We start from the raw sequence: 15,015 nt of genomic DNA, 5'->3' as shown, positions 1-15,015 counted from the left end.
AATAATAGATTTATTCTTGTTAAAATTTAATTTAAGACATTTTTTTTATTCAAATAAGCTTAAGTTATTATAAAGAAAAACAAAAAAAACGCTTCAATTGAAGCGCTTTTCTATTTGCATAAAATTTAAAACTAAAAGTTTTTAGAAATTCCAATATTCACAGTTTTTCCAAAATTGACAAAGAATTTACTATAATCAACATCACTGCCACTTACATCGTAATTTAAGGTCTCATATCCTAATCCACCAATACTAAAATTTAAGCCAAACCCTTTTTTCATATTAATAAAAAGAGCCGGAGTTATGCCTGTATAAAAACCATCAGCTTTATTTTCTGACACAAGCGATCCATTTTCGTAATTTTTGATTTTTTGATTTTGAAACCCAGCCCCCAAATCAGCAAAAACTGAAAAAGTTTCGTTCAATGGCATTGTATAACGTACAAAAGCTCCTGTTTTAAAAGTATTCGCTTTACTTTCACCCTCTCCAAGATTACTTTTTGAAGATTGTACCGAAAATTCGATTCCAGCTGTCCAGTTATCATGAAATTGATATCCGATTTTTGGAGAAAACTCAAAAAAATTGTTTTTTGCTGATACAATTTCTCTATCCGTTTTTTCAGAAGTATAACCAATATTTCCTCCAACTAAAATTGTTCCCTTTTGGGCATTTGCAAAGCCAAAAACTGACAATGCAAGAATAAGTAGCATTTTTTTCATAATGGTTTATAATTTAAAATTTGTAGGTATTAACCAACAACAATGCCATCAGACAATCAATAATAATCGAAAAACCAAATATTTACAGTTACTTAATACATTCTAAACACATTGGCAATAATTGCGTTTTTTATTACAAATTCGTAAACAATAAGTTTACATTAGAGCATAAAAAAAGCGCTCCAAATGGAGCGCTTTCTGAAATTGAATATAAAAACTAAGATTAGAAGTTTTTAGAGATTCCAATGTTAAATGTTTGACCAAAGTTGAAGTAGAATTTACTGTAATCTGCTCCATTATTGTCATAGCTTAAAGTTTCGTATCCTAAACCACCAATGCTGAAGTTAAGACCAAAACCTTTTTTCATGTTGATGAAAAGAGCTGGAGTTACTCCAACATACATACCGTCTCCTTTGTATTTTGAGAAAGCATTTCCAGGACCGTACACTTTGTCTTTTTGAGTTTGGAAACCTGCACCCATATCAGCAAAAACTGCAAAAGTTTGGCTTAATGGCACAGAGTAACGAACAAATGCTCCTAATTTGAAGTTGTTGTTTTTTTCTTCAATACCAGCTGTAGTTTCGTTGTTAGATGAACTTACTGCAAATTCTCCTCCTACTGTCCAGTTATCGTTAAATTGGTAACCTACTTTTGGAGAAAAAGTAAATGTACTTGTTTTGTCTTCGCTAAATCTGTATTCTGATTTTTCAGAAGTGTAACCGATGTTTCCACCAACTAAGATTGTACCTTTTTGTGCGTTTGCAAAACTGCAGATAGCTAAAGCAGCCATCACTAGAATTTTTTTCATGATTTGGGTTTTATTTTAATTTTAGCATTCCTTTAACAATAACGATGCCGTGAATACTGGGCTGCTCATTTTTTTTATAATTACTTTAAGAGATAAATTTGTAGCAATCGAAACTATTTCTCGCTACTTTTGTAACAAATAAAAAGTCATGTCGATAGAAGTAAACAGTATATCAAAAAGTTACGGAGAGCAAAAAGCTCTAAATGAAATTTCTTTTAAAATAGAGAAAGGAGAAATCGTAGGATTTCTTGGTCCAAACGGAGCTGGAAAATCTACTTTGATGAAAATTTTGACCACTTATTTACTTGCCGATAGTGGCTCAGCCCTTGTAAATGGTCACGATGTCATGACAAACGCAAAAGAGGTTCAACGCTCGATTGGTTACTTACCAGAGCACAATCCGTTATATTTGGATTTGTATGTTCGTGAGTATTTGGCATTTAATGCTGATGTTTACAACGTGCCAAAATCAAGAATTGAAGAAGTAATTCAACTGACAGGACTGACACCCGAAAGTCATAAAAAGATTGGACAGCTTTCTAAAGGATACCGCCAGCGTGTTGGATTGGCAAATGCTTTGCTTCATGATCCAGAAGTTTTGATTTTGGATGAACCAACTACTGGACTGGATCCTAACCAGTTAATGGAAATTCGAAATGTGATTAAAAATGCAGGAAAAAATAAAACTGTTTTTTTATCGACACACATCATGCAAGAGGTTGAAGCAATTTGCGATCGTGTCATAATTATTGACAAAGGACAAATCGTTGCAGACAATAAATTGGATCATTTGGTTACTGCCAATAAAGAGCAAGTGATTGAAGTAGAGTTTGATTACAAAGTTGAAGAACAGCTTTTGGCTAGACTAGAAAATATTTCTTCTTATATAAATACGCATGACATGACATGGGAGCTAACTTTTGTTACAGAGAAAGATATGCGCCCTGCTATTTTTGACTTTGCCAACGAAAATGGATTAAAAACTTTACAACTCAATCAGAAAAATAAAAATCTGGAAGCTGTTTTTAGAGAGATTACTAAGTAAGTTTTCAGTCGAAGTCTCGGTTTTCAGTTAAAAAAGCGGTTTGTTTTATTTAAAAACAAACCGCTTTTTTATTGCCTTTTTTCTGCAAATCAGTAAAATAAAGGTTTTTCAAAAAAAATAATTACTATTTTTATTTAGACTTGTTATAAATAGTGTTATATTTGGCAAATCAAATTTTAAATGCCTCGGTATGTTACCTATTCTCCTTACTCTTAAAAAACTTATTTCTGTTGTACCAAATCAAGTAATACATCTTCGAAAAAGATTATCAGACAAATTAGAACAAATTGTACTGCGATAGACTCTGATTTTAAAAATTACAAAGATTATTATGTTCTAAATCTCGGTTTAGAATAGGCCAAATTCAAACAACATGAAAAAAATAATAACCTCTCTTATGCTCGCTTTTTCGGTATATGATGGATATTCTCAAACAGAAAAAGAAACAGATAGTATTGTCGAAACCACTATAAATGCTTTAGATGAAATTGTGATTAGTAAAAAGAAAATACTTTACACTCAAAAATCGGATCGTCTTGTTTTTAATGTAGAAAACAGCATTGTTTCTGAAGGCGGAACCGCGCTTGACATCTTATCTCGTGCGCCAGGCGTTGTTGTGTCTCAAGATGGCGATTTGTCCATTCGCGGACAACAAGGTGTTGCCGTAATGATTAATGGTAAACTAACGCAGCTTTCTCAAAAAGAATTGGCTAATTATCTAAAAGCTACAACTTCATCCAATATTAAACAAATTGAAGTAATTACCAATCCTTCTTCTAAATATGATGCTGCCGGAAAAGCTGGAATTATTAACATCATACTTAAAAAGCCAAATTCGGCTGGTTTAAAAGGTACTGCTTTTGCGAGTTACGGAAGGGGACGAAAAAATAGAACCAATTCGGGTTTCAACTTAAATTATAATAAAGATAAATGGGGCGTTTTTGGAAATTACAGCTATACTTTCCGTGGTGAAGAAGAGCATAAAGAATTCAATCAGACTCAATTTACAAGTCTTTCACACCAAGAAATTGCTACTACCAATCATCAAACTTCTATAACAGATGAACCTTTAACTTCTAATAATTTCAAAGTGGGAACTCAATATGAGGTTTCGCCTAAAACCAATTTAGAGTTCTATGTTGATGCCAAAATCGGGCGCTATGAAAATATGGCGGACGGAACAAATAAAGTCTTCAACACTTCAAATCAGCCCATTTTTGATGCTTTGACTTACAATGACAGTAAAGAAAAATGGAACGATTATACGTACGCTTTTTCTGGTACGCATAAATTCAACGACGAAGGAAAAAATATGATTTTTGATTTTGAATATGAAACTTCGAAGTTTAGATCTAATCAATTTCAGAGTGCAGACAATACTGCAAACGCTACTATTGTAAACGATCGTCGCGGTTATATTCCTTCTCAATTAAAAGTCTTTACAGGAAAAGTTGATTTTGTAAATCCGTTCAAAGAAAAACAATCTATTGAATGGGGTTTCAAAGCCAGTATTAAAAACAATGATAATCCATCTGTTTACGAATATTATGAAAACAATGAATGGCTTATTGATTTTAACTCGACCAATCATTTTGAATATAATGAACAGATTTACGCCGCTTACGCCAACTACAAATATCAGTTAGAAAAATTAAATATTCAGGCTGGTTTAAGAAGTGAATACACTGCAATTAATATTGATCAGAAAACATTGAATGAAGAACACAAAGATGACTATTTGAAATGGTTCCCGAGTCTTTCTTTAAAATATGAATTCACGAGTAATCATTCGGCACATGCATCATACAGCAAAAGAATTAATAGACCAAGTCAATTTGATTTAAATCCGTTTCGTTTTTACGATGATTCATTTAATTATTCTCAAGGAAATCCGAACTTAATTCCTGAGATTACACACGCTATGGAAATTGGTTATGCATGGAAAAGCAATTTTATGGCTTCTGTTTATTTTAATAGCACCAAAGATGTTTTTACAGAAGTATACAACTACAATCAAGACACGAATACAACCGTTACCACTCAAATAAACGTTGATAAATCATACAATTACGGAGTTAACATTACCAATACTTCTGAGTTAAGCAAATGGTGGTCTGTCAACACTTTATTGAATGTTTTTGAAAATAAATTTATGGGGCAAATTTTAAACAGCAATACAATTGATCCTATAATGACAATCAATCTGAGTGTTCAAAACTCTTTTACTATAACCGAAACCTTGAAAGCAGAAGGAAATGCACAATATCAGTCAAAATCTAATCTTGGAATTTACCAAAGAGATGGTTTCTTTGATTTCAGCATTGGAATTTCTAAACAAGTTTTGGCTAAAAAAGGGAATATTAAACTCAATTTTACCGATGTTTTCAATACCAATAATTTCTACATTAAATCTGCTGTTGCGCAAACTACTATTGATAAAAGATATGATCTTGACAATCGTATAGCGACAATTGCATTTACATACCGTATATAAAGTTTCGTTCTTTAAATACCTTGTTTTTTGTTTTTTTTTGTGTTAGTCAAGAGCCTGTTCCTTCAAACAGGCTCTTCTATTTTTAGATTTTAGATTTTGAGACATAAAAAAGTCTTTTAAAGCTATTCGCTTTAAAAGACTTTTTTATTTTGTTTGAAACCTCTTAGTTTTTCTTTGTTTTTTTCTTTCTTCCCCACCAAATATAAAAACCTGTAATTGGCAAGCTAGCGCAGATTAGACTTGCTGTAAAATAGAGGATTTTAGTTGTTATTCCGCCAATTGCACCAACGTGAAGGCTGTAATTTGAGCGGCTCATCCAATCATGGAATTTCTCGTCGCCTATATATTTTCTAGATTTTGGAAGCAATTCTAATGTTTTCTGATCAAAATATAAATCTCTCCAATTTCCGTTATGCATATCGGTACAGGCATAAAAATCATCTTTTGGCTCGTCAGGAAAATGAATAATTGCAGCTTCATTATTGTGCTTAGCAATCTCATTTCTAACTTTATCAAATATAATATCAGCAGAAGTAAGCATATCATATTTAGGTTTTAAGAGCGTATCCGTTTTTATTTCGGCTACCACTTCCTTTTTTGCTTTTTCATTGCCAAAACCTCCTGTAATCCAGTAAGTGCTTTCTCGTACCCAATGAAAACTCATTATTAAACCCGTTAACGCGATTAAAAATGCCAATAGAAGCGAATAAAACCCTAAAACATTATGAAGATCATAATTCAACCTTTTGAATTTGGCGCTCCATTTAATTTTAAAACTATTATTAATTCCTGTTTTATTCCACTTTTTAGGAAACCATAAAATGATGCCACTTATTAATAAAAAGAAGAAAATAAGGGTTGCCCAAGAGGTTACTGCAGTTCCCACTTCTCTGCCGAGCCAAACGTAGCGATGCCCTTCATCAATTTCATGGAAAAAATCTTCATGATCGACCATTCCGGTTATTTTTCCGTTATAAGGATTTACATAAATCAAAGAATCAGATTCTATATCTACTTTTATTGTTTTATCTAAACCATTATACCATACTCCATGAATATCCTTTTCTGGCAGGGCCTTTTTTACTGCAGCATAAATTTTAGAAGGAGGTAAAACTTTATCTGGAGTTTGTGCTTCTACCTTTAACCACGGAGAAGTCAATTCTTTTATTTCATGTTCAAAAACCAAAATACAGCCTGTAATTCCCATTATAAAAACTACTATTCCAGAAGCAAGTCCAAGCCATAGATGCAGCCAGGCATTAATTTTACTGAATCGAGATTTCTCTTTTGATTTTGGTTTGGGTGATTGTTTTTTAATATCACTCATTTTGTTCCTAGTTTAATGACGCAATAAAACCATATAATCAAAGCTTTAGGCAATGATTATATGGTCTTAATTATGTAAAAATTAAATTTTAACTGCTTATTTCTTTTTTGTCAATCTTGTGATTGCTGGCAAATCAACTCCGCCTGTAATTAAAGCTCCTGCTTTTGCTACACCTGTTGCAATATCAATTTGATATACACGTCCTTCTGTACTAGTTACAAAACTTTTGTAAATTTTACCGCTTTCAATTAAAGCACTTCCGAAACCAAAATAATTGTCTCCAGCGTGATTTGGCAATCCTGTAACTGGCGTAATTGCTTTTGTAGTAAGATCAACAATAGCACATTTCAAATCAAAAGATTTATATCTTAAGAATCCCCATTCTGGTTGCGTAGCATCTATATCTGCAGGAATGTAGTTAACTAATACTTTTTCTCCACCTGCTGGATAAGCAGATAAAACTTTTCCTTTTAAAGAACTTGTTTCAAAATCGAAGAAATAAGTTGAATCAAATTCTGACTGCCCTTTTTTAATTCTAAGAATTCCTGAGTGAGAGGCAGTTGGCGTGTAACCGCATAAAACTGAATTTGAAGAGAAAGTATAAATATCTCCAGATTCTGTTTGCACCATACCTGTATTAGTATAATATTGACCAATTGCTGTAGTACGAGAATCTTCTAGAGTTTTTAAGTATTTTAAAGATGGATATTCGTAAACTTTTACAACTGCTTTTTCTTGGTAAAGCTTCCAATCTTTGTCACGCTCAAATGTCGAAACAAATAATTTATCTCCTGATACATTTACACTAGTTGGCCATAAGAAATGTCCATTAGGAAGAGCAAAGTCATCATAAACACGCTTTGAAATGGTAACTGTAGCTGGATCGTAAATTAAAATTTCATTTTGAGTAGAACTAGCATCCCATGGAGAATTAATCATAACCAATTTGTTATCATCAGTAGTTCCGTAAGCATAGCTATCTCCTGTAAATAAGTTTGCAGTTGTACCTAATTTACCTTCTGTGTTAAGATAATATCCAACAGATCCTTCAGCATCTCCTGTTAAAGCAAAAAATGTATTTGCAACCGGAACTAAAGCTCCTGCTTGCTCGATACCTTTACCAACCATGTTGATTGATCCAGTCATCAATTCATCTACAGATTCAAACTGCCAAACATAAACATCCCAATCAGTTGTTTGATATGAAAGCACATACGTTTCATCAGCTGGATTTCTTACCTCTGAATTATCATTATCACTGCTGCATGAAAAAAACAGAGCAGGCAATACTGCTAAAGCCAAAAGATTTTTAATTCTTTTATTCATTGTGTTCAATTTAAAATTATATAATTAGTTTAAAAAATATCTCAGTTTAACTGCAAAAGATCTTCCTGGTTTTTGCACTTTAAAGTAGTCATAGACTTTTGTGTCTGCGACGTTATTGCATTCTATTCCGATATTGTATTTTCCATTTTGAAAAGCATAAGAAGCGGCAATATTCTGTGTAAGTTGCTCCGGAATTGTTTTTCTACTGTCAGGAGTTCCATTTTTTGTTGATACTAAGTAATATTCATCAATGTAATTTGTAAATAAATTAATTGATAAATTGTCATCTGAAGTTCTTAGTTTTCTAAAGTTTAAACCAACACTTGCATTAGCATAAAAAATGGGAACATTTGCCAGCTGAGAACCATTATTATAATTGATAATATTAGATCCAGGAGGGTCAAATTTATTGGTGTCAATGGTTTTCTGATGAGTAGCATTTACTTCAACTGTCAGCCAATTTTTATATCCATAATGCAAAGAAGCATCAAAACCTGTAACTCTTACACTGTATTCATTTTGATAAATAGACTGAAATCCTTGAGTCTGGATTCGGATAAAATCTTTTGCATCTCTATAAATGAAATTTCCTTGCACTCCAAAAGAATGATCTTCTAAAGCTTTCTTGTATGAAAGTCCTGCATTAAAATTATCACTTGCCTCTGGTTTCAAAGTCGGTGCTGGTCTAAGATTTAAACCATCTCCCAACATTTCATCGCCTGTTGGCAAACGATATGCATGCTCGTAAGACGTTTTCAATTGCAGTTCACTTGTTACAAAATACGCTAATGCTGCTCCATATCCTATGTCATCAAAAGAGCTTTTAAGTGGCGTATACACATTTTTACCATTAATGTATTCTAAAACATTCATACTGGTATTTAGGAAATATTTCTTTCCAAATGCGATTACAGATAATTTTCTGTCAAATGCAGCAAGATTATAAGAAAGTCCTAAAATATTTTTGTTTACTACTGGAGAACCTGGCTTAGTAATCTCACGAACTTCATCGTCTTCTTTTCTTTTTAAAGTATTAACAGAATAATTAAAAGCAAAATACTGTCTGTCATTCAAATCATATTTAAAATTGGTATTAGCTTGAAAAGAGTTGTCATCGTAAACATAAATCGTTTTTTCATCATTTAACTCTCCTCCGCTATTGCTTACTACACTTGGCGTACGACTACCATCCCATTGATATCTATAAGATGAAGTATCTACAGAACGGCTTTGAACAACATTGTACGAAGCAATGAAGTTTACAGATAAATCTTTAGTGAATAAACTGTCTTTTTTGAATTTTAAGGAAGGCACAAATGCTTTACTGTCATTAAAAGCCTCTCCAACTACTCTTTGCATAGTAGATCCTGTCTGTATTTCTTTCTTATTTGCCGAAGCCATCATGCCAATTAACAAATAATCTGCATATTTCTTTCCCTTTACTCCAACCTCAGCCATAATAGCCCCAGATTTGTAGCCGTCATGAAAGTGTTTGTATTCTCGTTCTGGATTAAATGTCCCATCGGGATTAGAAGTTGTAGCAGTAATTTTATAGCTGTTGTCGGTATAATTACCAAATGCGTTGACATTGGCAACTAAACCATTTTTACCCGTAAATCTGGTGTTTACAGCAACTCTGTGTGTATTAAAAGAACCAAAACTGTAAGATGCATCAATATATCTTTTTACCGATTGGTTGGTAATAATATTTACCGCCCCTCCTAAGGCATCGCTACCTAACTCAACAGGTACCACTCCTTTGTAAACTTCGATACGCTCCGCCATGTTTACTGGAATGTTATTCAGGGTAAATGAAGATCCGTAGCTGTCGATTGGAATTCCGTCCATAAAGAATTTTACCTGATTCCCTGAAAATCCATTCAATGAAAATTTAAAATCAGAGCCCATTCCTCCTGTTTCTCTAATACGAACTCCAGTAGTTGTACCTAATACTTGATTTAAATCTGCTGAAGAATTATATGTTTTCTTTAAATCAATTGCTGCAATGTTAAAAGGCTGTTCTTTAACTCGCTCAATTTTAGACTTTCCAGTTACCTGAACTTCATCTAAAGCCGCCATATCTTCTTCGATAGTAATTTTTGGCGCAGTTTGATTGGATTGTAAATTGATTTTGGTCTGTTTGGATTTGTAGCCAACATAATTAACAACTAAAGTATAATTACCTGGTTCTGCAGTAATTTCATATTCACCATTTGCATTTGTAAGAGCTGCATAATTGGTTCCTTTTAGCGCTACAGAAACTCCTTCTGCCGGCTGACCATTATCTGCCATAATTACTCCACTTAAAACTACTTTGCCGTTTTGCGAGAAACCCTGAACCGAAGAAAGCATCAGTAATAACAGGATTACAATTCTTTTAATCTGCATTATTTAAAATTAGTTTAAATTAAATTTAGCGCAAATTTAACATCAACAATTAGTTTTAACAAACTATTTTTAACTATTCTAAATAAAAGTTTTTATTAACGCAAAAAATGATTTTTTTCTAAAAAAAAGATGCTTTCTTAAGATTTAATTAATTTTAGATTAAAATCACATTAAAAAAAATCAAAATAAAATCAGAAATTTAAAATCGCTTTTATAAAAAAACTTACAAAAAATAAAAAAACCTGCTTAGTGAGCAGGTTTCTAAAATGGGTTAATTATGTTTCAGATTAAATAATTTCTAATAGATCTTTCATCTCTTTAATTACTATTCTAATATCTTCTTCATTAGTCCTCCAATTCACAAATGAAGCTCTAATTCCTTTTTTGTTCTGATAAACTGTTGGCGTCATAAATACTTTTCCAGTATCATTTAAAGCAGATAAAAAGGGAGTTACTTTTTCCTGATTGTGTTCTCCTTTTAATGTAAAGCAAACATTATTTAAACGAATTGGCGCTAAGAGCTCAAAATCATTTTCTATTAATGCATTTGCAAAATGTAAAGCCAATGCCGTACTATCTTCAATAAGATCTATAAAACCTTCTTTTCCGTAGGCTTTAAGCGAAAACCATACCGGCAGCGCACGCAAACGGCGTGAATTTTCAGGAAGCACATTCAGATAATTAAAATTTTCTAAAGGATTCCCTAAATAAGGCGCATTAGAATTTTGGAATGTTTCAATTTGCAGATTAACATGCTCTTTTTTAACCAAATAAAAAGCACTTTCGTATGGAACATTCAGCCATTTATGACAATCAATCGTAATACTGTCTGCTCCTTCCCAACCTTTTACATAATGTTTGTATTTTTCTGAAACTGCCGCAAAACCGCCAAAAGCACCATCAATATGCCACCAGAAATTGTATTTTTCTCTTAGTTTGGCGATGGCTTCAAAATCATCAAAATCGGCGGTGTTTACTGTTCCAGCACTTGAAATTAGAATAAAAGGTTTTCCGTTTAGCGCTTTAATTTTTTCTTCTAAATCGGTAATATCCAAAGCTTCACGATTTCCTTCAATTGTTTTTATAACTGTATAATTCTGGCTTCCAATTCCTAACATCGATAATGATTTTATGGAAGAAGAATGTGGAGTCGCCGTTAAAATATTGATGGTTTCAGAAATTCCATTTTTAGCAAAATCTTTTCCATACTGTTTTCCAAACCATTGTCTCGCAACTGCTAAACTGGTAAAATTGGACATTGTTGCCCCTGTTACAAACCCTCCTAAAAATGTGTCGGGAAGTTCTAATAATTGCAATAATAAATTAATGGTTTCAAACTCTATTAAAGCTGAATTACCGCCCTGTGAAGTCACCGATTGTGTATTTTGATCGTAAACCGATGCCAACCAATCTCCAACAATAGAAGCGGGAGTTGATCCCCCTGTCACAAATCCCCAATATCTTGGACCAGACGAGGAAACCATCAATGGAGCCAATCTTTCATTAAATTCCTTTAAAGCTTCAATAGATCCTAATCCTAACTCATTTAGCGCCGTTTTAGGGTCGAATGAATAAGTAGTAGAGGTGGGAATGTTATTGATATTACTCAAAAAATCAATTCCCTGTTGTTTTGTTTTTTCTAAGATATTCTCAAAATTGTCGAGATCGTGCTGTAATTTTGAATTCATATTATATAGTGATTTACATCACGCATTGTCAGGCTGAACAAAGTCGAAGCCATTTCACGCGAGATAAGTTGTTTTTAGTATTTATTTTAAGAATTGGAAATTTATAGTGAAGCTACCACTTTGTCTTTTCGGAGAATCTTGAAACCATCATAGAACAGATTACATCTCCATTGGCATTTAATAAGGTAGCAATTGGATCCACCAGAGTTCCTAAAATCATGGCAACTGGCAAAGCTTGTTCCATCGGAAAACCATAAACAGTAATGGCTAAAATTTCTCCAATATAACCTCCGTTTGGAATTCCGCCTTCGACAATTGAAACTATAACTGTAATTCCGAGTGCTAAAAGAATTGTCATCGGATCTGTAAAATCTTTCCCAAACATGGCAAACAAAAACGTTATTTTTAAGATGGATGACATACTCGACCCGTCTTTGTGTAGAGGCGCACCAAGCGGAATTACCAGATTTCGTACATGTGCCGGAATTCCCATTTTTTCTGCTGCCGCCAAATTGGCTGGAATGGTTGCTATACTACTACAGGTTCCTACAGCGGTTAAAGAAGGCATTATGTTATTGCTCCAAAAAACTTTAAAAGCTCTTTTTCCGCCAGCGACGAGGGCATATAAACTAAAGAACACAAAGAAATAGAAAATACAGGCGGCATAATAAACGGCCATTGGTTTTGCATAAACTCCCAACAATTGCGGTCCAAAAACTCCAACTTGATAAGCAAAATACGCTCCTAAACCAATTGGCGCAAATTTCATGATGATGTTCAAAAGCTGTTTCATTACCTCGTTTCCAGAATCCAGAAAACTTTTGAATGCATTTCCTTTTTCTCCAGATTGTAATGTGGCGAAACCCACTAAAAAAGAAAAAATAATCAACGCCAGCATACTTTTTCGGGACAATAATTCGAAGAAATCATTGGCTGTAAGCAGTTTTGCAATTTGATCTCCCGCTGATCCTGACGCTACTTCTTCAAACGGAACTTTTGCAATTGCGATATCTTCGTGAATCGGAAAAAGATAAACCGCACAAATCATTACAATCGCAGATATCAGAATTGTAGCTAGAAAGACCAATAACATTATAACAAACAGTTTTCCTAGCTTTTCTGTTCGTTCCAGATTCGCAACCGAAGAGCAGATTGTGAAAAATATAAGCGGAATAATGGCTGTAAAAAGTAAATTCAGGAATATATCTCCAAGTGGTTTTATAATCAAAACATCTTCTCCAAACACTAATCCGAAAATACTTCCGATTATAATACCGCCAAGAAGCCATAAAATACTGCTGTAACTCTGCAAAAAATTGATTTTCTTAACTTCCATAAGCTGTAGAGAATTATAGTTCGGAAAAGATTAATAGTAAACAATGAAAGTACTCAAAAAAGGATTGCAAAAATTGATTGGTTATTTTTTTGCCACAGATTATAGGGATTAAAATGATTTTCTAATCTGTGCTAATCTTTATAATCTGTGAAAAAAAATTACTTTTCCAGAACAATAGTAGTAAAACCTCTGTCGACTAATTCTCTTGTTTTGCTTTTTACTTTTTCGGTTTGTGTTTCTGTATACACAATTTTAAAATCCGATTTTTTGATTAATTCCTGCGCTTTTTCTGTACTGTACAATTCAAATTCGAATTGCGTAAAAGGCAGTTTTTTCATGAAATCTTCTTCGGCAAATGTCAGACAGAAAGTACCGTTTGGTTTTAAAATCCTGTAGATTTCCGATAGTAATTCCTCAGGTTTTTGCCAAAAATAAATGGTATTTACTGTAAATATTTTATCAAATAACTCAGCTTCAAACGGAATAGTATTTCCATCATAAAGCGAAAAGAAAGCCTGTTTTTGAGAAACAAAATTCCGGTTGATTTGTCTTGCTTCCTGAAACATCAGTTCCGACATTTCCAGTCCGTAGTATTTTAGCTTTTCGGCTTGTTCAAACATAAACGCTACATGACCCGCGTTTCCGTGGCCTAGTTCCAGGATTCTGTTTTCGTTTGAAATATTTAGATTCTGAATCGAATGTTTGGTCATGTTGATGTTCGTCTCGTTCATCATATTGCCCATTTCGATTCCTTTTTCTCCAGATGGATGTTTTAATTGAGAGGCAATGGCTTGTAGTTCTTCTTGTTTCATAATAGTTATTTTAAATTCCAATTAAAAATTTCCAAATTCCAAGACTGCCTTCTTAGTGCTGATCAACTTTGTCAAAATTTAAAACTTTGACAAAGTTCCTCGCAAAGACCTTAAAAAACCTGACTTGCAATCTGGCGGATATTCTCAGATTTACCCATTGAATAATAATGCAAAAACGGAACTCCTGCTGCTTTCAATTCTAATGACTGCTGAATCGCCCATTCGACTCCGACTTGTTTGATTTCAGCGTTGTTTTTGCATTTATCTACCGCATCGATTAAATCTTCTGGCAAATCGATTCTGAAAATCTGTGGCAAAACCTGTAAATGTCTTTGAACAGCAATTGGTTTAATTCCAGGAATAATCGGAATTGTAATGCCCATTTCTCTTGCTTTTTCTACAAAGGCAAAATATTTTGAGTTGTCAAAAAACATTTGTGTTACCACATAATCTGCTCCTGCATCTACTTTTTCTTTTAATCTTTTTAAATCTGATTGTAAAGATGGTGATTCTAAATGTTTTTCTGGATACCCCGCAACACCAATACAGAAATCAGCTTTATTATCAATATCCATTACTTCATGCAGATATTTTCCACAATTTAAATCTTTGATTTGACGAACCAAATCAACTGCGTAATGATTACCACCAGCCTTTGGCACAAAAGATTGCTCATCTTTCATCGCATCACCACGAAGCGCCATTACGTTATTAATTCCTAAATATTGGCAATCAACCAACATATATTCGGTTTCTTCCTGCGTAAATCCGCCGCAAAGCAAATGCGGCACCGTATCTACATTGTATTTATGTTTTATAGAAGCGCAAATTCCAAGCGTTCCTGGACGCATACGAGTTAATTTCTTATCCAAAAGTCCGTTACCTTTATCAATATAAATATATTCTTCACGAGAAGTCGTTACATCAATAAACGGCGGATTAAACTCCATTAACGGATCAATATTATCGTATAATTCCTGAATGCTTTTCCCCTTTTGAGGCGGAATAATTTCAAATGAGAATAATGTTTTTCCTTTGGCGTTTTCTATATGCTCTGTTACTTTCATTTTTT

Annotated in this window: 11 protein-coding genes; 2 read left to right on the top strand and 9 right to left on the bottom strand. The window is 33.3% G+C overall.

The window, feature by feature from the left end; all coding sequences use genetic code 11:
- Positions 1 to 131 precede the first annotated feature (131 nt).
- Both ACFO3N_RS05315 and ACFO3N_RS05310 read right to left on the bottom strand, forming a co-directional pair.
- Positions 132 to 719 carry an outer membrane beta-barrel protein gene (locus tag ACFO3N_RS05315; RefSeq protein ID WP_379795833.1) on the bottom strand — a complete coding sequence of 196 codons (588 nt, stop codon included), beginning with the start codon at positions 717 to 719 and terminating at the stop codon, positions 132 to 134.
- Between the two features lie 223 nt (positions 720 to 942).
- Positions 943 to 1,527, bottom strand: a complete 585-nt coding sequence (locus tag ACFO3N_RS05310; RefSeq protein ID WP_248729255.1) for an outer membrane beta-barrel protein — start codon at positions 1,525 to 1,527, stop codon at positions 943 to 945.
- A 148-nt stretch (positions 1,528 to 1,675) separates the two neighbouring features.
- On the opposite strand from ACFO3N_RS05310, the gene gldA reads away from it, so the two are divergent.
- Together gldA and ACFO3N_RS05300 are read left to right on the top strand one after the other, a co-directional pair.
- Positions 1,676 to 2,572 carry a gliding motility-associated ABC transporter ATP-binding subunit GldA gene (gene gldA, locus ACFO3N_RS05305; RefSeq protein ID WP_379795831.1) on the top strand — a complete coding sequence of 299 codons (897 nt, stop codon included), beginning with the start codon at positions 1,676 to 1,678 and terminating at the stop codon, positions 2,570 to 2,572.
- Between the two features lie 373 nt (positions 2,573 to 2,945).
- Entirely contained in the window at positions 2,946 to 5,066 is a 2,121-nt protein-coding gene (locus ACFO3N_RS05300; protein ID WP_379795829.1) for a TonB-dependent receptor domain-containing protein, read from the top strand.
- A gap of 163 nt (positions 5,067 to 5,229) precedes the next feature.
- On the opposite strand, the gene ACFO3N_RS05295 is transcribed toward ACFO3N_RS05300, so the two are convergent.
- From ACFO3N_RS05295 to metF, 7 genes are all read right to left on the bottom strand, one after another.
- Positions 5,230 to 6,393, bottom strand: a complete 1,164-nt coding sequence (locus ACFO3N_RS05295; protein WP_379795827.1) for a PepSY-associated TM helix domain-containing protein — start codon at positions 6,391 to 6,393, stop codon at positions 5,230 to 5,232.
- 96 nt (positions 6,394 to 6,489) lie between these two features.
- Positions 6,490 to 7,719, bottom strand: a complete 1,230-nt coding sequence (locus ACFO3N_RS05290; RefSeq protein ID WP_379795825.1) for a DUF4374 domain-containing protein — start codon at positions 7,717 to 7,719, stop codon at positions 6,490 to 6,492.
- Between the two features lie 24 nt (positions 7,720 to 7,743).
- Positions 7,744 to 10,107: a TonB-dependent receptor gene (locus tag ACFO3N_RS05285; protein WP_379795823.1), complete on the bottom strand. Its 2,364-nt coding sequence runs from the start codon at positions 10,105 to 10,107 to the stop codon at positions 7,744 to 7,746.
- A gap of 287 nt (positions 10,108 to 10,394) precedes the next feature.
- The gene (locus ACFO3N_RS05280) at positions 10,395 to 11,795 is read right to left on the bottom strand and encodes a pyridoxal phosphate-dependent decarboxylase family protein (protein ID WP_379795821.1); all 1,401 of its coding nucleotides are present in this window, start codon (positions 11,793 to 11,795) and stop codon (positions 10,395 to 10,397) included.
- Positions 11,796 to 11,907: 112 nt separating this feature from the next.
- Entirely contained in the window at positions 11,908 to 13,131 is a 1,224-nt protein-coding gene (locus ACFO3N_RS05275) for a dicarboxylate/amino acid:cation symporter (protein ID WP_379795819.1), read from the bottom strand.
- Between the two features lie 158 nt (positions 13,132 to 13,289).
- Positions 13,290 to 13,943 (bottom strand): class I SAM-dependent methyltransferase, encoded by a 654-nt coding sequence (locus ACFO3N_RS05270; protein ID WP_379795817.1) that lies wholly within the window; start codon positions 13,941 to 13,943, stop codon positions 13,290 to 13,292.
- 110 nt (positions 13,944 to 14,053) lie between these two features.
- The gene (metF, locus tag ACFO3N_RS05265) at positions 14,054 to 15,010 is read right to left on the bottom strand and encodes a methylenetetrahydrofolate reductase [NAD(P)H] (RefSeq protein ID WP_379795815.1); all 957 of its coding nucleotides are present in this window, start codon (positions 15,008 to 15,010) and stop codon (positions 14,054 to 14,056) included.
- Positions 15,011 to 15,015: the final 5 nt, after the last annotated feature.

It is taken from the genome of Flavobacterium chungangensis (genome assembly GCF_042654045.1).
GTDB classification, from domain to species: domain Bacteria; phylum Bacteroidota; class Bacteroidia; order Flavobacteriales; family Flavobacteriaceae; genus Flavobacterium; species Flavobacterium chungangensis.
This window is presented reverse-complemented; position numbering and strand designations above follow the sequence as displayed.

Coding starts and splice junctions, on each gene's coding strand:
- ACFO3N_RS05315 (WP_379795833.1), bottom strand. CDS start 719: ATGAAAAAAATGCTACTTATTCTTGCATTGTCAGTTTTTGGCTTTGCA.
- ACFO3N_RS05310 (WP_248729255.1), bottom strand. CDS start 1,527: ATGAAAAAAATTCTAGTGATGGCTGCTTTAGCTATCTGCAGTTTTGCA.
- gldA (WP_379795831.1), top strand. CDS start 1,676: ATGTCGATAGAAGTAAACAGTATATCAAAAAGTTACGGAGAGCAAAAA.
- ACFO3N_RS05300 (WP_379795829.1), top strand. CDS start 2,946: ATGAAAAAAATAATAACCTCTCTTATGCTCGCTTTTTCGGTATATGAT.
- ACFO3N_RS05295 (WP_379795827.1), bottom strand. CDS start 6,393: ATGAGTGATATTAAAAAACAATCACCCAAACCAAAATCAAAAGAGAAA.
- ACFO3N_RS05290 (WP_379795825.1), bottom strand. CDS start 7,719: ATGAATAAAAGAATTAAAAATCTTTTGGCTTTAGCAGTATTGCCTGCT.
- ACFO3N_RS05285 (WP_379795823.1), bottom strand. CDS start 10,107: ATGCAGATTAAAAGAATTGTAATCCTGTTATTACTGATGCTTTCTTCG.
- ACFO3N_RS05280 (WP_379795821.1), bottom strand. CDS start 11,795: ATGAATTCAAAATTACAGCACGATCTCGACAATTTTGAGAATATCTTA.
- ACFO3N_RS05275 (WP_379795819.1), bottom strand. CDS start 13,131: ATGGAAGTTAAGAAAATCAATTTTTTGCAGAGTTACAGCAGTATTTTA.
- ACFO3N_RS05270 (WP_379795817.1), bottom strand. CDS start 13,943: ATGAAACAAGAAGAACTACAAGCCATTGCCTCTCAATTAAAACATCCA.
- metF (WP_379795815.1), bottom strand. CDS start 15,010: ATGAAAGTAACAGAGCATATAGAAAACGCCAAAGGAAAAACATTATTC.